The sequence below is a fragment of the Pseudomonas sp. IT-P294 genome (assembly GCF_949767865.1).
Lineage (GTDB): Bacteria > Pseudomonadota > Gammaproteobacteria > Pseudomonadales > Pseudomonadaceae > Aquipseudomonas.
The window spans coordinates 889,883-906,963 of sequence record NZ_CATKQW010000011.1; the positions used below are offsets into that span (position 1 = coordinate 889,883).

The 17,081-nt window shown below is 55.8% G+C and carries 16 protein-coding genes and 1 pseudogene; 11 read left to right on the forward strand and 6 right to left on the reverse strand.

The window, feature by feature from the left end; genetic code table 11:
• Positions 1-171: 171 nt before the first annotated feature.
• Genes ACM6I0_RS11345 through ACM6I0_RS11365 form a run of 5 tightly spaced genes read left to right on the forward strand, consistent with a single transcriptional unit; the run spans position 172 to position 6,858 of the window.
• Positions 172-2,244, forward strand: a complete 2,073-nt coding sequence (locus ACM6I0_RS11345) for a type VI secretion system tip protein VgrG (protein ID WP_285429760.1) — start codon at positions 172-174, stop codon at positions 2,242-2,244.
• Positions 2,241-3,092, forward strand: a complete 852-nt coding sequence (locus ACM6I0_RS11350) for a DUF4123 domain-containing protein (RefSeq protein WP_414922284.1) — start codon at positions 2,241-2,243, stop codon at positions 3,090-3,092. The genes ACM6I0_RS11345 and ACM6I0_RS11350 overlap by 4 nt, the downstream gene beginning before the upstream one ends.
• Entirely contained in the window at positions 3,061-3,921 is an 861-nt protein-coding gene (locus tag ACM6I0_RS11355) for a hypothetical protein (protein ID WP_285429763.1), read from the forward strand. Before ACM6I0_RS11350 ends, ACM6I0_RS11355 begins: the two co-directional genes overlap by 32 nt.
• A gap of 1 nt (position 3,922) precedes the next feature.
• The gene (locus tag ACM6I0_RS11360) at positions 3,923-4,717 is read left to right on the forward strand and encodes a hypothetical protein (RefSeq protein ID WP_285429764.1); all 795 of its coding nucleotides are present in this window, start codon (positions 3,923-3,925) and stop codon (positions 4,715-4,717) included.
• An 11-nt stretch (positions 4,718-4,728) separates the two neighbouring features.
• Positions 4,729-6,858, forward strand: coding sequence for a lipase family protein (locus ACM6I0_RS11365; RefSeq protein ID WP_285429766.1), 2,130 nt, complete (start codon positions 4,729-4,731; stop codon positions 6,856-6,858).
• A 73-nt stretch (positions 6,859-6,931) separates the two neighbouring features.
• Here the strand turns inward: ACM6I0_RS11365 and ACM6I0_RS11370 are convergent, their stop codons facing one another.
• On the reverse strand, positions 6,932-7,228 hold the full coding sequence (locus tag ACM6I0_RS11370) for a hypothetical protein (RefSeq protein ID WP_208668412.1): 297 nt from the start codon (positions 7,226-7,228) through the stop codon (positions 6,932-6,934).
• A gap of 506 nt (positions 7,229-7,734) precedes the next feature.
• Here ACM6I0_RS11370 and ACM6I0_RS11375 point away from each other — a divergent pair.
• Positions 7,735-8,001 carry a DUF2790 domain-containing protein gene (locus ACM6I0_RS11375; RefSeq protein WP_090184357.1) on the forward strand — a complete coding sequence of 89 codons (267 nt, stop codon included), beginning with the start codon at positions 7,735-7,737 and terminating at the stop codon, positions 7,999-8,001.
• 90 nt (positions 8,002-8,091) lie between these two features.
• Positions 8,092-8,487 (forward strand): hypothetical protein, encoded by a 396-nt coding sequence (locus ACM6I0_RS11380; protein WP_259157106.1) that lies wholly within the window; start codon positions 8,092-8,094, stop codon positions 8,485-8,487.
• On the opposite strand, the gene ACM6I0_RS11385 is transcribed toward ACM6I0_RS11380, so the two are convergent.
• Complete coding sequence (locus ACM6I0_RS11385; protein ID WP_285429772.1) at positions 8,484-8,756, reverse strand: DUF1652 domain-containing protein; 273 nt, start codon at positions 8,754-8,756, stop codon at positions 8,484-8,486. The genes ACM6I0_RS11380 and ACM6I0_RS11385 overlap by 4 nt on opposite strands.
• Before the next feature lie 382 nt (positions 8,757-9,138).
• On the opposite strand from ACM6I0_RS11385, the gene eco reads away from it, so the two are divergent.
• A complete protein-coding gene (gene eco / locus ACM6I0_RS11390; RefSeq protein WP_285429773.1) occupies positions 9,139-9,621 on the forward strand; it encodes a serine protease inhibitor ecotin in 483 nt (160 codons plus the stop codon).
• Positions 9,622-9,651: 30 nt separating this feature from the next.
• Here the strand turns inward: eco and ilvA are convergent.
• Positions 9,652-10,647, reverse strand: a pseudogene (gene ilvA / locus ACM6I0_RS11395) (threonine ammonia-lyase, biosynthetic); the annotation flags it as partial.
• Between the two features lie 248 nt (positions 10,648-10,895).
• Here ilvA and ACM6I0_RS11400 point away from each other — a divergent pair.
• Positions 10,896-11,231 (forward strand): DUF2834 domain-containing protein, encoded by a 336-nt coding sequence (locus ACM6I0_RS11400; RefSeq protein ID WP_414922285.1) that lies wholly within the window; start codon positions 10,896-10,898, stop codon positions 11,229-11,231.
• 90 nt (positions 11,232-11,321) lie between these two features.
• On the opposite strand, the gene ACM6I0_RS11405 is transcribed toward ACM6I0_RS11400, so the two are convergent.
• On the reverse strand, positions 11,322-12,473 hold the full coding sequence (locus ACM6I0_RS11405; protein WP_414922286.1) for a PQQ-dependent sugar dehydrogenase: 1,152 nt from the start codon (positions 12,471-12,473) through the stop codon (positions 11,322-11,324).
• 51 nt (positions 12,474-12,524) lie between these two features.
• A complete protein-coding gene (locus tag ACM6I0_RS11410) occupies positions 12,525-12,872 on the reverse strand; it encodes a hypothetical protein (RefSeq protein WP_285429779.1) in 348 nt (115 codons plus the stop codon).
• Positions 12,873-13,065: 193 nt separating this feature from the next.
• Between ACM6I0_RS11410 and ACM6I0_RS11415 the strand changes: the two genes are divergently transcribed.
• Entirely contained in the window at positions 13,066-13,926 is an 861-nt protein-coding gene (locus ACM6I0_RS11415) for a Ku protein (protein WP_285429780.1), read from the forward strand.
• 115 nt (positions 13,927-14,041) lie between these two features.
• Here ACM6I0_RS11415 and lpxO read toward each other — a convergent pair whose 3' ends face one another.
• Positions 14,042-14,941 (reverse strand): lipid A hydroxylase LpxO, encoded by a 900-nt coding sequence (gene lpxO, locus ACM6I0_RS11420; RefSeq protein WP_285429781.1) that lies wholly within the window; start codon positions 14,939-14,941, stop codon positions 14,042-14,044.
• Between the two features lie 495 nt (positions 14,942-15,436).
• On the opposite strand from lpxO, the gene ACM6I0_RS11425 reads away from it, so the two are divergent.
• Positions 15,437-17,026 carry an ABC-F family ATPase gene (locus ACM6I0_RS11425; protein ID WP_080943075.1) on the forward strand — a complete coding sequence of 530 codons (1,590 nt, stop codon included), beginning with the start codon at positions 15,437-15,439 and terminating at the stop codon, positions 17,024-17,026.
• Positions 17,027-17,081: the final 55 nt, after the last annotated feature.

Below are 17,081 nucleotides of genomic sequence, written 5' to 3' on the forward strand. Positions count from 1 at the left end.
GTGAGTTGCACAGCATGCAGCAACAACCCCCGTATTCATTGGCCGAAACCTTCTCTCTAAGGGTTTTCCCTATGCTTGCAAGCCCCGGTGCCTACGGCATTTGCGCCTTGAACGGGGCGGTTTAATGCTGCACCATCCGCACCTGCTTATTCAAAGGACGGAATTAAAGGCATGCTGGACGCGAACGCTACCCATATTTCCCTGACGCTGGAAGGCGTTTCCGCTGACCTGCAAGTGCTCAGCTTCGTCGGTCGTGAAACCCTCAATCAGCCGTTCTGTTTCGACATCGAACTGGTCAGCGCCCGCCCCGACCTGAAACTCGAAGAGTTGCTGCACAAGCCTGGCTGCCTGACCTTCGGCGCTACCGGCAAAGGCATCATCCACGGTCTGGTGTATCGCATCGAACAAGGCGATTCCGGCAAAAGCCTGACGCGTTACAGCATCAGCCTGGTGCCGCAACTGGCTTATCTGCGCCACAACCATGACCAGCAAATCTTCCAGCATTTAAATGTTCCGAAAATCATTGCCCAGGTGCTTGAAGCACGCGGCATTCTGTCTGACGCGTACAGCTTCCAGCTCGGCGCAATCTACCCGGAACGCGATTACTGCGTGCAGTACGACGAATCCGACCTGCATTTCATCCAGCGCCTGTGCGAAGAGGAAGGCATCCACTTCCACTTCCAGCACAGTAGCAGCGGCCACACGCTGGTGTTCGGCGATGACCAGACGGTTTTCCGCAAGCTCGCGCCCGTGGCCTACCAGCAAGACTCTGGCATGGCCGCGACAAAACCGGTGATCAAGCGCTTCAACCTGCGCCTGGAAACCCGCACCACCCGCGTCAGCCGCCGCGATTACGACTTCGAAAAACCCGGAATCCTGCCCGAAGGCGCCGCCAAAAGCGCCTTCGCTCCGGACCTGGAAGACTATGACTATCCCGGCCGATTCACCGACCGCGCGCGTGGCAAACAACTGGCGACCCGTGCCCTGGAACGCCACCGCAGCGACTACCAACTGGCCGAAGGTAAAAGCGACGAGCCCACACTCGTCAGCGGCCACTTCATGGCCCTGAGCGAACACCCGCGCGCCGAGTGGAACGACCTCTGGCTGTTGCTTGAAGTCGTGCACGAGGGCAAGCAGCCGCAGGTGCTGGGCGAAAACGTCACCAGCGACGTCACCCACAACAAAGACGATTTCCATCAAGGCTACCGCAACCGTTTCCTCGCCACCCCATGGGACGCGCACTTCCGCCCTGCCCTCGAACACCCCAAACCGAAAGTCCTGGGCAGCCAGACCGCCATCGTCACCGGCCCGCCCGGCGAAGAAATCCACTGCGACGAATACGGCCGCGTCAAAGTGCAATTCCACTGGGACCGCGACGGCCAGGCCAACGACAACACCAGCTGCTGGCTGCGCGTCGCCACCGGCTGGGCCGGCAGCGCCTACGGCGGCATCGCCATCCCGCGCGTCGGCATGGAAGTGCTCGTCACCTTCCTCGAAGGCGACCCCGACCAACCGCTGGTCACCGGTTGCTTGTTCCACAAGGAAAACGTCGTCCCCTACGACCTGCCCGCCAACAAGACCCGAAGCACCTTCAAAACCCTGAGCTCGCCGGGTGGCAACGGTTACAACGAGTTTCGTATCGAAGATAAAAAAGGAGCGGAACAGATCTACCTGCACGCCCAGCGCGACTGGGATGAAAACATCGAGCATGACCAGAAGATTCGTGTCGGCAATGAACGGCATGACACGGTTGAAGCCAATGTTTTCAGCGAGTTCAAGGTTGAAGAGCATCGTATTACGCAGCTTGACCGCAAGGTGGAGGCGCGCACTGATGATCACCTGACGGTCGCGGAGACCCAGCACGTGAAGGTCGGCACCGCACAGTTTGTCGAGGCGGGTCAGGAGATCCATTACCACGCTGGTGAGAAGGTCGTGATTGAGGGTGGGATGGAGCTGACGGCCAAGGCCGGGGGGAGTTTCGTCAAGGTGGATGCGGGGGGTGTGACGATTAGTGGGGGTGAGGTGAAGGTGAATACTGGGGGCTCGCCTGGGGTGGGGACCGGGATTCAGATTCTGCCGCCCGTCATCCCATGGGCCGCCGCCCAGGACAAAGCAGGCGCCCTGCTCGTCCCGGCCGCCGTACAAATGGCCATGGCCAAAGCCGCCCGTGCGGCAGGCGACATACGCTGCCCGATTTGCGAAGCCTGCCGTGAAGGCAAGTGCGACCTGGGGACTGCAGCATGAGCGACGCACTTAACAACTGGCTCGGCGAACAGGCAAAACTCAATCGCGTGCTGATCCTGGCCCTCGACAGCCTTGCCGAACCGAGCCCGGTTACTTCGCTCTACAGCGCCGGATTGATGAAGCGCTCGGTGCAGCTCTATCGACGCACCCAATATGCCGACTTCGCCGCCATCAGCCCTTGGCTGACCGAACTGCACGAACCCCACGCCGATGCCTTCCGCAAACTGCTGGACGATCCGCAGCGCAATTGGGGCTGGATCGGCAGCATGGATAAAGCCGACCTCGACGGCCTGACTCAGCATTGGCAAGCGCGGATGGTGATAGAGGAAGATGGGGAGCGTTCGTTGTTCCGTTTTCAGGATAATCGGGTGATGGCTCGTTGCCTCGCCAATCTGAGCGAAGCGGAGCGCCCCTTATTGTTGGGCCCTATCAGCAGCGTGCTGTATTGGGATGAGGAGCAGTGGAAAAGCGCGGAAAACGCCAGACCCGGCCTGTACCCGGTGCCAAACCCCGCGCCATGGCTGCGAATTCCAAATGCACCGGAGCGTACCCGCAGCATCTTGCGCGAAAACCTGAAACGATGGTTGCTGGTGCACCACATCGAGGCCGCCGCCAAACTCTCCGAAACCCGCAATGTCCGCGAATGGCTGGAAGAACAAATGGACCTGCTCGACGCCTGGCAATGGAACACGCCAGAACAACGCGAATTCATGCTCAGTCTGAGACTTGATCCTAAATGCGCGGAAGACGTGGCATGGCAGCCATTGCCGAGTGAAACCCCAGAGCAGCATTTTGCGCGGTGTCAGCGGGTGTTTGATGCAAGTTTGGGCAAATCAGAGCGTGAGTAAATTTGTGGCGGCTCGCGCGACAGTGTTTGTGGCTGAACACTTTTCTGGACGTTTGCCTTTTTTCTTCGCGGCGGCGGTTGTGATGGCGGCTTCTGGCTGTTCGGCAGTCAAGCCTGCCGATAGTTTTACGTTGCTGACGGAGCTGCCACCCGGGTTCAGCATTAAAGGTGAAGCGTCTTATGTGCCACGTACGGGGGAAAGCTGCACAGTTCCGGCTCGCGAAGGAAGAAACTACCCAGGTTTAAAATTCTTTGAGCAAAAGCTTAATAACACAGGTCAGACAGCGCATTTCGAAGTGCCACTGACCAGTAATGAAGGTGGCTGCCCGCTGGTAATTGATAACTTCGCATACGAGGTTGACGCCAAATATGGTTCTGACTTTCGAAATGTAGGTAGGGCCCATACAGGAATTTCGTTTCGGGACGGAAGTGTAGAAAGCTCGCCCCCTCCTCCCGTACTAGTCTTGCAAAAACAGTGCGAATGGTTCTTTCGTACAGCAGGACCAAAACGCTACATTGTAAAAATCCTGAAATGTAGATCTGTAGAAACTTCGGATCAGGCAACTGTCACAGATGACAAAGGTCCCATGCAACGTGCTCGGTTCGCAGGAAAGATAATTAAAGTAGTTTTCGCTATTTCAAGCGAAGAGAGCCCAGCCGTAAGTGATAACTGGGTAAAATTTCCGTCTGGCTGGAAGCGTTGCATGGGGGACAGCCTGGAAGACCCATATGCATTCTGTAATGGTAATACAACCGAGTTCAAACCCTTCAAAATGCCGGATGGACGTAATTGCACTGTCTACCCCAACTGCACCGAACAAGGACTATAAAATGTGTTATCGAGGCTTTTACACTGGACTTGTTCAAGCCGCCGCCATCGGTTTGGGAACGTTCGGGGCTACAGGTTGTTCCGTCGCACAACAGGATAGCTTCACGCTGATCACTGAACTGCCACCCGGATTCAGCATTAAAGGCGAAGCATCCTATGTGCCTAGAACGGGAGAGAGTTGTACAGTCCCACCTCGAAAAAGCAGAAGTTACCCCGGATTGAAGTTCTTCGAGCAAAAGCTTAGTAACGACGCCCAGAAAGCGCAATTCGAAGTACCGCTAACCAGCATCGAAGGGGGGTGCCCGTTGGTGCTTGATACCTTTGCGTATGAGGTAGATGCCAAATATGGTGCTGACTTCCGGAATGTGGGTAGGGCACACACAGGGGTTTCGTTTGAGGATGGAAGTGTAGAAAGACCAAGACCTCCCGAAATCTTGATAAAGCAAAAGCAGTGCCAATGGTTGTTTCGCACCGCTGGACCCGATCGCTACATTGTGAAAATTTTGAAATGTAAATCTGTCACAGCGCCCAACGAGGTGAGTGACGAAGCCGAAAATGGTCCCATACAACGAGTACAGCTCGCGGGAAAAACGATCAAAGTTGTATTTTCAATTGCTACGGAAGAAACCCCATACATGGGAGATACATGGGTTAAGTTTCCTGAAGGCTGGAAACGGTGCATGGGGAAAAGCCTTGAAGATCCTTATGCGTTTTGTCGGGGCAATACTACCGATTTTAAGCCCTTTAAAATGCCAGATGGACGTGATTGCACCGTTTATCCCACCTGTACTGAATAAGGATATTTTTTATGGAGCAGAAGGCACCTTGCAATCCACTCTTAAGTGAAAAATCAGGAGCATGCCCACTGCGTGGCGACTGGATTAGTTTTCAAGTAGTAGATGAAACCGGCGATGGCAAGCCTTACGCTGGGCTCTCCTATGTCCTTCAGGATAGTGCGCATCAAAAATATCCCGGAGTACTGGACGCCGATGGAAAAGCGAAGGTTTTCAACCATTATCAAGGCCCCGTCGTACTGACCCTTGACGCCCCTTATATAGGAACTGATGATCTTTATTCTGCCCTTTCGCAGCGAGAAAGCTACCCCATACCTATCACAGAATTTCAGGTAAAAGCCGAGAAAACACGTTTTGTACGGAAAGACGGCTTACGCGTTGAGAAAAATCCTGCAAAGGAAAACGCAGACCAGTTTTTTCATGTCGAAGTGAAAGACTTGGTGAAATTTACTGCTCATCTGCCACCCTACTCTCCAAGGAAATACCCTCCAAACCAAAGTTTAATGAAAGCCATGGGCGACCTCGGGTTCGGACCAATAGAATCGGAACTCTATGGAATTGGCCTATTACCTAACAAACATACCGTTCTTGAAGTACGCCCACTGCGCGCCTTCCGCCCAATGCTTTCGAAAGACAACGCATTCAGCGCATTGAACCTGTATCAACTGTCTCTATTTTCAAGCTTGAGCTACTGTAATTTTGGTCAAGTGCCTGCCGAAAAACCAATCGACACTGTAACGTTTCCATTGGACCCGAGCGTCGGGCATATGTTTGGTAATAGCCTTGCCAGTTATACAGAGTCTTGGAAAATCAACTCAGCCCAGACATTAGCTTACTATCCACTTTATGAAGATGTGCCTTACTCCAAGCGTTTCGAGATTTTACCGTTCGACCCCACATTATACGAAAAAAACAAACGCGAATTAGGCCCAAATCAAGAGCATCCCGCCACGTGGCACTTCTTCGATGATGGCAAAGCCGAGGGCGGCACCAATACTCAGGCCTTCATAACCCACCATGACGAAATTATTCTAATCTCCGTTCGAGGAACGTTAGAACTAGTGGACTTCGTGCGAGACACAGATGCAGAGCAAGTTCCTATTACGGGTGGTATAGGTAAAGCGCATAAGGGCTTTTACGATGCCTACCGAGCGATGAGTACTTTTATACTTACCTATCTCGATAGTTTCCACGTAGACCAAAAAGTCATTATTTGCGGTCATAGCCTCGGCGGCGCCATTGCGACTTTGCTCGCTGAAGCGCTACGACGCGATACCAAAAAATACGACGTCCTTCTCTACACCTACGGCTCCCCACGAGCCGGCGACGCTGACTTCGTAAACGGCGCGGCAGACTTGGCCCATCACCGCATGGTCAACAGCAACGACCCTATTCCAAGTGTTCCCGCACCATGGATGAACACTCGCAAAAGTATCTGGATGCCGGGCGTGGTCCTCAGTTTTATCACCGCGCCTTTAGGCGCACTAATTTTCGCTATAGGCCTGTCGCGAACCGGCGGTGCGCCCTACGAACACCAGGGTAATCTGCACCATTTCATGCCCGTTCATTTTAAAGGACGCGAGCAATCCGCTGTTCTCTGGGACCCAGGTTGCGACTCCATCGAAGAGGCGGCTTGCACCAAGGCATTGAAAAAGTTCGGCGACATGCCCGATCGAGATGCTTTTGTGATGCAACTGTTCCAGATGAGCGATCACTACATGGTGCCCTCCTACATTCCATACGCTTGGGCAACATTACGCCGCTGGCAGCAAACCCAGGAAAGCGGAACCACGGTGGTTACCAAAACAGAGTACGACCAGGTTTACTACCAATTGCAAGAGATGCAGGACCGGCTGAAGGCGAAGGAAACCGAACTAAGATTCGCCGTTCAGTCTGACCGTCGGCAGTCCCAGCAAGAGGCGAATGTGTTGAGGGCGGAAATAGGACGGCTGGATACCTCCCGACAACGAATTCATACCCTGAGCTATCTGAAACTGGTGCCCGAGGACGTTTACGGCTCTGCCACTCAGACGCCGGAACATAAACTCAACGTGGATCGCTGGATGGCGAAGAAAGAAAACAGTGTCGAGGTCCAGCTCGCGATGATTCCTGATGCAAACAGCAGTGACCTGAGGACAGCGTAGTTTTCAGGAAATCATTGGTGCTGCATGTGAACAAGCCAGTCAGGAGACTGGCTTGTTTTGTACCTCAGTGGCTTCAGACCGGCGCCTTCCACCCCATCATCCGCTGCTGAGCCACCTGCAACAGATCAAAACCATCCTGAGTCAGCAAGTAAACCGCATGCGTAATGTGTGGAATGTCTTGAACATCGCCGTGCTTGAAGCATTGGCAGTGCAGCGTTTCGAGTAGCTGGCTGGAGGCTCGGATGCGCTGTAGCGCGGCTTCGAGAATGTCTTGGGGATTGGCTTCTGTGTCGATCAACAACGGACTTGAGTCGGTAACGCCGCTGTTGATTGAACGATAGCGATCTGGGAACGGATTTAGCGTTGGCATAGTAATTACTCGAGTATTAATTTAGTAATCGCCAGCACCGTGACCAAACGATGGAGGCGGCTATGTACAGGTTTGGTCAACCGCTAACACTCAAAACGGCTCGCCCGAAAGCGTCCTGCACACAGCCACCATTGCAACGCACTACGAGACGTAAAAGTCCGCAGCGCGAATGATGGCACAAATATGTGCAGTGTTAGGCAGGTGACCAAACCCGATCGCTGATTTTGCAGCGAGCCCAAACACTAACCGCCCAGCCCATCAGGCGAAAGTCGACAAGTCATCTGACCGTGTAGGACCAAGCCGAACATCCCGTAGATCGTTTCCCACATGAAACTTCTGACAGAAACGCCTCACGACAGGCGGCATTCAATCGAGTTAACCATCGCTTAACCCCGCGGTCCAAAACTTTACTGGACCGCACGCCCTCAGAGCCCTCTGACGCCCAGTGCGGCAGGTTCGACGCCAATCCGTCGAGCTGACTTAACGTCTGCACGGGAGATCGTCACATGAACATCCGCACACTGCTGGTTACTTCTGCCCTCGCCTGCACCGCGTTCACCGGGCTGGCCCAGGCCAATGACACTTCCTCCTCGCAAGCCGTGCCCTACCACTACGGCATGCCGCTGAATATCAAGAAGGTCGTTGCCCTGACTGAGCCCCAGACGCTCGAGTGCAAAGTGATAACCGCCGACATGAAGTACATCGATACGTCCGGCAAGCCTGAGGAAATCAGCTACCGGAAACTTTCCGACGCTTGCAGTTATCAGAACTGACTGAAAAGTCTGATTTAACACTTTGCGGTATTCCTGTGAGGGGTTCTGGCGCTATGCTTTGCGCCTCCCTCACTGCCGCAAGGATTGGCCATGCAGTTTTCGTTTCGCACCTTGTCGACCTTCACTTCCCTTTTGTGTTTTCTGCTAGCCCTGGTCTGGGGTTTCGTACCGGACGTATTACTTGCGATCTGGAGCATTGAATATTCATCGGCGACCGGATTTGTGGCACGACGCAGTGCGGTCCTGTTTGCAGCGCTGGGGGTTATTTTCTACCTGGTCCGAAACGAGGCGCCCTCCGTTACTCGCGGCGCACTGAGCACCGGGTTTACCGTCGGGTGTTTCGGCCTGGCAACACTGGGCTTCGGCGAATGGCTTAATGGCCATGCCGGTCCAGCCATCTTGCTGGCAGTGTTGGTCGAGCTGGCGCTGGGACTGGGATTCGTCCAGACCCGGCGCGCATCGGCAGAACTCGAGACTGCAGGCTAAAGCGCTTTCCTGTCTGGATGCAGGGTCTGCTTGGCGGATCTACTCGCCAAGTCAGAGCGCAGTCCTGCAATCAGGTCGTTGATTTCCCGGCTACCGTTGAGCTGTCTGGCATTTATTCCGGTCACCAATAAATCGGCGTGATCGGTTTTACGGTCGGAGTACACCTTGACGGTCATTGACGACAGGTCCGGCGACACCGTGCATTGGCAGCGTCTGGGTAGAAAGCTGCTTTCAACGATATTGCGAAGTTCCAAGGCAGAAAGAAACATGGCGACCCTCTCCTAAATGTGAGACTGCCAATCGAATTTCAACGTCGATGGGTGCTGAGATCTCTCGCTTTACTTCCTTTGCGGGGCTTCTATGTCTCAACAACGCACCGTTTTCTTGTTCAGGCTGACTCAATATTGTCCTAGTCAACTTAAGACCTGATTGAGCATAAAACATGCCGGGAATTTCGCCGTGCAGCTCATCGGCAAATCAATGATTTAGCGAAACAGCCAAGAAATGGCCTCATGCAATATGCAAGGAGAGCCTGGTTCAGCCCTGCAATTTGCATATTCCCGAGCGGGTTTGCATTAGCGGTTGGCGACAGTAAGAATGCGCCCAATGATTTCAGTATCCGCTGACCCTACTCACACGCAAGGAGGCATCATGGGTTTTTTGACCTTGATCAATACCGTCGGGCTGATTGTTGCTGGCCTGTCGACTGTGGCTCATGCCGCAAAACTGGAAACCGTCGCACCGTTTCCCAAGCCAGAGAGTGGTTATACCCGCCAGGTCATACACGTCGCCCCACAACCGCAGGAAGAAAACTTCCAGGTTGAGGTGCTGGCCGGCAAGACCCTCACCGTGGACTGCAACCGCCAGCGTCTGGGCGGTATCCTTGAAGAAAAAAACCTCGAAGGCTGGGGATATCCCTTCTACCGCCTGGAGAAAGTCATTGGCCCGATGAGCACGCTGATGGCCTGTCCTGATGGCAAAAGCAAACAGGACTTCGTGCCGGTGGTCGGCGACGGCTTCATGTTGCGTTACAACAGCAAGCTGCCAATCGTGCTTTACGTGCCCAAGGACGTCGAAGTTCGTTATCGGATCTGGTCGGCATCAAGCAAGGTCGAAAAAGCCGTTCAGGAATAACAACCCTCTCCTTCATGCCGGGGCGCCACTCAACGCGGCGCGCTCGGCAACATGGCGCAAACTGTCGAAGTTGATGTTAGCGCCCGAGTCAATCGCCACCAGCGTCTGGCCTCGCACAGCAGTTTGCGCGACATACTTTTTGATCCCCGCTACCGCCAGCGCGCCGGAAGGCTCGGTGATCGAGCGGGTATCGTCGTAGATATTCTTGATGGCGGCGCACAACTCATCATTGGAAACCGTCAGCACTTCATCGACACAAAACCGGCAGACCTCAAATCCATAAGCGCCGATCTGCGCAACGGCCACGCCATCGGCGAAGGTGCCGACTTTGGGCAGGACCACGCGTTCATCCGCCTGCAATGCAGCGTACAAACACGCGGAGTGTTCTGACTCGACGCCGATGATGCGGACGTCAGGGCGCAGGTATTTGACGTACGCCGCGATGCCGGCAATCAAGCCTCCACCGCCCACTGGGACAAAGATTGCATCCAGCGGCCCTTGGTGCTGGCGAAGGATCTCCATGGCCACAGTGCCCTGCCCCGCGATCACGTCCGGGTCATCGAAGGGAGAAACGAAGGTGCGACCGCTTTGTTCGGCCAGGCTCAGCGCGTATTCGAGGGCAAATGGAAAACTTTCGCCGTGCAGCACGGCATCGGCACCACGACTGCGCACCCCGAGCACTTTCAATTCCGGTGTCGTGCAGGGCATGACGATGGTGGCCGCAATTCCTAACTCTCGCGCGGCCAGCGCGACGCCTTGGGCATGATTACCCGCCGAAGCAGTGATCACGCCGCGAGCCTTTTGCTCATCGCTTAGCTGCACGAGCTTGTTGTAGGCGCCGCGAATCTTGAAGGAAAAGGTCGGCTGTAAATCCTCGCGCTTGAGCAGGACCTGATTACCCAGGGCTTCGGACAGCGCTGGCGCCGCTTGCAACGGCGTACGCACCGCCAGTTCATACACGGGCGCGGCAAGGATCTTTTTTACGTAGTGCTCAAGCAAGGTCTGCTGGGCGGGTGTAGTGCTCATGGTCGTCTCCTGACGTTGATCGCAACCCATGAGACAGAAAGTAAAAACCCGCCTCTAGGGCGGGTTGGGTGCTGCAGTCGTGAGCTAGCCCGCCAAATAAGGAATGGCGGTAATAATGCTTGGCTGGCAGCGCAGTACGGTGAAAGTCATGACTGGAAATTAGCCGGGCGCCGATGGCAAGTCAATGGTCATTTTCCGGCGGCCTCTGTAGGCTGGCGACTGTGCTCATCGTCCCAAGGAAGGAAACCATGAAGTCTGTCGCCCTGCCCCTCATCGCCCTGATTGCATTTGCCGGCTACACCGTTTCGGTGATGTTGCAGGCCGAACAGTCGTTGATCGATTTCGGCATCAGCCTGATGTCACGTCCGGACACCGCGCAGGTGGTGATTGATCTTTATCTGTTGGCGACGCTAGCCGGAATCTGGATGTACAGGGATGCGCGCAAGCGTGAGCAATCAGTGGTTTCGGTGTTGCCGTACCTGTTGATCACGGCGGTTTTTGTGTCTGTGGGGCCGTTGTTGTACCTCGTGGTTCGTGGGCTTAAAGACCGTAAGAATTGCGGCGGTGCAGGCCAACAAGCCTGATTCAGGCGTTATTGTGATGCGGGTAAAGCCTTCGCGGGCAAGCCCGCTCCAACAGGGTTTGTGTCGTTCCACAAGCAAGTTGGTGACTAATTACTTCAGACCTAACCTGTACAAGCCGCCATCGTCCTCATCAGTCAGCACATACAAGTAGCCATCCGGCCCTTGCCGTACATCGCGAATACGTTTGCCCAGTTCGCCGAGCAGACGCTCTTCATGCACCACTTTGCCGCCTTCGAGTTGCAAGCGGATCAGATCCTGGCTGACCAGCGCGCCGATGAACACGTTGTGCTGCCAGGGCTTGAAGCGATCGGCGTCGTAGAACGCCATACCGCTGAGGCCGGGGGACTTTTCCCAGACATGGTGCGGGGGCACGGTGCCTTCGGCGGTCTTGCCCTTGGCTTCCGGGATGGGTTCGCCGGAATAGTTGATGCCGTGGGTTGCCAGCGGCCAACCGTAATTCTTGCCGCGCTCGATGATATTGATTTCATCGCCGCCCCGAGGACCATGCTCATTTTCCCAGAGGGTCCCGGCCCACGGATTGAGCGCAGCACCCTGAGGGTTGCGGTGTCCATAGGACCAGATTTCCGGGCGTACGCCGGCCTGAGCGACAAAGGGGTTGTCGTCTGGCACTTTACCGTCGGGATAAATCCGCACGACCTTGCCCTGCAACTTGTCGAGGTCCTGGGCCGTTGGCCGGTCATTGTTTTCACCCAAGGTGATGAACAGGTAGCCATCCCGATCGAACACCAACCGTGAGCCGAAGTGATTACCAACGGAGAGCTTGGGTTCCTGGCGGAAGATCACCTTGAAGTCCTTCAGGGTTTTCAGGTCTTCGGACAATTGTCCTCGCCCGACGGCCGTGCCGGCCTTGTCACCCGCGCCGCCACCCTCGGCGTAAGACAGATAAACCATACGATCCTGCTTGAAGTCGGGCGACAGCACGACATCCAGCAAACCGCCCTGCCCCTTGGCCCACACCTTCGGCACGCCATCAATCGGAGCTGAAAGCTTGCCTTCGTAATCGACGACCCGCAGGTTGCCGGGCCGTTCGGTCACCAGCATGCCCTTGCGATCGGGCAGGAACGCCAGAGACCATGGATGCGCCAGGCCTTTGGCAATCGGCGTGACTTCGAGGGTGCCCTGCTCGCTTTTCATGTCCTGGGCCGGCGCCGCAATAACGGGCGCCGTGGCGGTGATCAGTACGCTGGCGCAAAAAGTGGCCAGGAGGGTTTTACGCAACATGCACGAATCCTTTTGTCGTTTGAATAGCTGGCAAGAACACGGTCCTGCCATTCAACGGTTACTGGTGTCGTCGTCTCGATGCGGCGGATTGGGAATGAATTTCGGTGGGCTGGCGGGCGGCGACCGATCCTGCGGGTAGCGATTGCCGATGCCGCCATTGTCGAGCGTCGGCGGCCGTGGCACCGGCACTGTGTTCGGTCCGCGAATCGCCGGGGCGCTCGGTTGCGTGCCTTGCATGCTATTGGGATTGGCCCGACGAATCGGGCTGTTATATGGGTTGCTCGACGTGCCCGTCGGGCTCTGCGCGAGCAGCATTGATGAAGGTGGCGCGGCTTGGGCCAGACTGCCCAGCAGGCCACTGAATGCCAATACGGTGCAGCCGAACACGAGTCTGTTCATTGGGAGCCTCTCGACACCAGCGTGGATAGGGTCTTCGATAGCACGCTACGCCGGGGGTGCGGATTTGTTAACCAAAACCTCCTTCACAAGATGTAACACCCGGTGACCGCCCAGCAAAACCGGGCCGCAGCCCGCTGAAACTTTTGCGCAGCGATGCAGGTCACCTGAACACATCACTTGGGAGTAGACGACCATGGCACGTGCAATCTGGAAAGGCGCAATCAGTTTCGGGCTGGTGCATATCCCTGTGGCGCTGGTCTCGGCGACGTCTTCCCAAGGTGTGGATTTTGACTGGCTGGACAGTCGCAGCATGGAGCCGGTGGGCTACAAGCGCGTCAACAAGGTCACTGGCAAGGAAGTCACCAAAGAGCACATCGTCAAAGGTGTGCAGTATGAGAAGGGTCGCTACGTGGTCCTCAGCGAAGAGGAAATCAAGTCGGCACACCCCTTGTCGACGCAGACCATCGACATCTTTTCCTTTGTCGACAGCGACCAGATCCCCCTGCAAAACATCGACACCCCCTATTACCTGGCGCCGGACAAACGCGGCGGCAAAGTCTATGCGCTGTTGCGTGAAACCCTGAGCAAGACCAATAAAGTCGCGCTGGCGCACGTTGTGCTGCACACCCGGCAGCACTTGGCCGCGCTGATGCCGCTGGAATCGGCGATGGTCTTGGTGATGTTGCGCTGGCCTGCCGAAGTGCGCAGTCTCGATACGCTGGAACTCGGCACTGAAGTGACCAAACCCGAATTGGCCAAGGGTGAGCTGGATATGGCCAAGCGTCTGGTCCAGGACATGAGTGGCGACTGGAGCCCCGAGGACTACCGCGACAGCTTTGAAGACAAGATCATGGCGCTGGTCGAGAAGAAAGCCAATGAAGGCAAGATCGAAGATGTCGAGACGGCGACCGGGGAAGAGGAACGTAAAACCGCTGATGTCATCGATTTGACTGAATTGCTCAAACGTAGCCTGGGCGGCAAGAGTGCCGGCAAGGCCAAGCCGGCGACTAAACCGACTGCGCAGAAAAAAGCCACGAAGACTTCTCGTGGCTAATAGTTTTGCGGCGAATGTCAGGGCCTCTTCGCCAGCAGGCTGGCTCCCACATTTAAACGCAATCCAATGTGGGAGCGAGCCTGCTCGCGAAAGCATGGCAAGCCGCATGCATCTCTCAGATCAGCACAATAACCGCCAGCAACCCACCAAAAAGCGCCCACTTCTCCAAGTAATACAGCTTGCGATTAGTCTTCTTCAGCGCCTTGCCCCGCAAGCGGATCTTGTAGATTTTGGTGAACAACCGATTGATCCCGCCGGTCTTGTCCCCTGCATCGTTCGGCGCACCGGCGGCCGACATTACATTACGGCTGAACCAGGCGTTGAAGGCGGCTGCCCAGCGGTATTTCATCGGTCGCTCAACGTCGCAGAACAAAATGATGCGGTTCTGCTGCGTGGTGTTTTCGGCGTAATGAATGAACGTCTCGTCGAACATCACCGCCTCGCCGTCGCGCCAGTGGTAGTTCTGGCCATCGACATTGATGTAGCAACCGGGGTCGTTTGGCGTGTTCAGGCCCAGATGGTAACGATACGAGCCTGCATACGGGTCGCGATGACGGACGAGTTTGGAGCCTGGCGGCAGTTCGGCGAACATCGCTGCTTTGATCGAGCCAATACCCTGCACCAGTTCAGTGGTACGCGGGCAGAGTTTCATGGCTGAAGGATGGCTGTCGCCGTACCACTTCAGGTAGAAACGCTTCCAGCCAGTCTTGAAAAACGAGTTGAAGCCGACATCGTCATATTGGTTAGAACGCTTGATTTCGCCGTTCTGGAGCAGGTTCTGGCCTTCGGCGCGGATTTCTTCCCAATGATCCTGCAACGGACTCAGATCAGGAAAATCGGCCGGATTGAGGTAAGGCTTGTTGGGGATTTTCGAGAACAAGTAGAGGAAGCAATTGATTGGCGCCAGAAACGTCGAGTGATCGCTCAGTTGACGACCCAGTTTGTGGCGCACCCGACCGCGCAGGTGGACGTACGCAATGGAGACAACATATATAAAGCCAATTATCAGTTTCACGGAAATCGTCACACGTCAGAAGTAAACAAACTGCGTCCCCGGGTGGCCTCGCGCCCCTGGGGTTGTGTGCAGCGTCTGAATACACAACAGCGGTCTCAATGATGCGTTCTTGAGCCTGTGCCGACTGTCGGCAAAAGCTCGATAGGTGGCATTTTAGCCACTATTTGTAACAAATAGTTAGCTTGCAAATGTGAAAATCTGTCCGCTGATGCCACCAAAGTGCCCGCGGAGTCTTAACGCCCTATCGTTTAAAGAGCCAGACCAGTACAATCGCCGCCAAACATTACGCGCCCCCCTTGGTTGATGACGGGAATTAACCCCGTCTCAGCGCACTTCGACTCGGGCCAAGCGCTCCATTGCTGCTGTCCACTTATTGCCAGATGGACCTTCCGCTTCTGACCGGGATGCATTTCCTGTGGTTCGAAAACCGGAAACGGGTACTGAATCGGTACTGCCGCACCCTTAGCTATTCTGAATGCTTCGCAGGAAAAACCTTTGATCTCTACAGCTAACATCACGATGCAGTTCGGCGCCAAGCCGCTATTCGAAAACGTTTCGGTCAAATTCGGCGCGGGCAACCGCTACGGCCTGATCGGTGCCAACGGTTGCGGCAAGTCGACGTTCATGAAAATCCTCGGCGGCGACCTTGAGCCATCCGGCGGGCAGGTCATGCTCGAGCCGAACGTGCGTCTGGGTAAATTGCGCCAGGACCAGTTCGCCTACGAAGAATTCACCGTCATCGACACCGTGATCATGGGTCACGAAGAGCTGTGGAAGGTCAAGGCCGAGCGCGACCGCATCTACTCGCTGCCGGAAATGACCGAAGAAGACGGCATGGCCGTGGCCGAACTGGAAACCGAGTTCGCCGAAATGGACGGCTACACCGCCGAATCCCGTGCTGGCGAACTGCTGCTGGGCCTGGGTATCGGCATCGAGCAGCACTTTGGCCCGATGAGTGAAGTGTCCCCGGGCTGGAAACTGCGCGTTTTGCTGGCCCAGGCGCTGTTCTCCGATCCTGAAGTGCTGTTGCTCGACGAACCGACCAACCACCTGGACATCAACACCATCCGCTGGCTGGAAAACATTCTGACCCAGCGCTCCAGCCTGATGATCATCATCTCTCACGACCGTCACTTCCTGAACAGCGTGTGCACCCACATGGCTGACCTGGATTACGGCGAGTTGCGCCTGTTCCCGGGCAACTACGACGAGTACATGACCGTGGCGACCCAGTCCCGCGAGCAGCTGCTGTCGGACAACGCCAAGAAGAAAGCTCAGATCTCGGAACTGCAATCGTTCGTCAGCCGCTTCTCGGCCAACGCCTCGAAAGCCAAGCAAGCGACCTCCCGCGCCAAGGCGATCGACAAGATCCAGCTGGCCGAAGTCAAGCCTTCGAGCCGTGTGAGTCCGTTCATCCGTTTCGAACAAACCAAGAAGCTGCACCGTCAGGCGGTTATCGTCGAGCGCATGGCCAAAGGCTTCGATGGCAAGACGCTGTTCAAGGACTTCAGCTTCCAGGTTGAAGCCGGCGAACGCGTGGCAATCATCGGCCCGAACGGTATCGGCAAGACCACCCTGCTGCGCACCCTGGTCAACGAACTGACCCCGGATGCCGGCACCGTGAAGTGGACCGACGCCGCGGAACTGGGCTACTACGCCCAAGACCACGCGCATGACTTCGAAGACGACTGCAACCTGTTCGACTGGATGGGCCAATGGACCCAGGGCGGCGAGCAAATCGTTCGTGGCACCCTCGGCCGCATGCTGTTCTCCAACGACGAGATCCTCAAGTCGGTCAAGGTCATCTCCGGTGGTGAGCAAGGTCGCATGCTGTTCGGCAAGCTGATCCTGCAAAAGCCAAACGTATTGATCATGGACGAACCGACCAACCACTTGGACATGGAATCCATCGAGGCGCTGAACCTGGCGCTGGAGAACTACCCGGGCACGCTGATCTTCGTCAGCCACGACCGTGAGTTCGTATCGTCCCTGGCCACCCGCATCATCGAGCTCAGCCCTAGCGGCGTGATCGACTTCAGCGGCACCTATGACGACTACCTGCGTAGCCAGGGCGTTGTGTTCTAAATAGCTGCTGAAACTGAAAAGCCCTGTCCATGTGACGGGGCTTTTTGCATTTCAG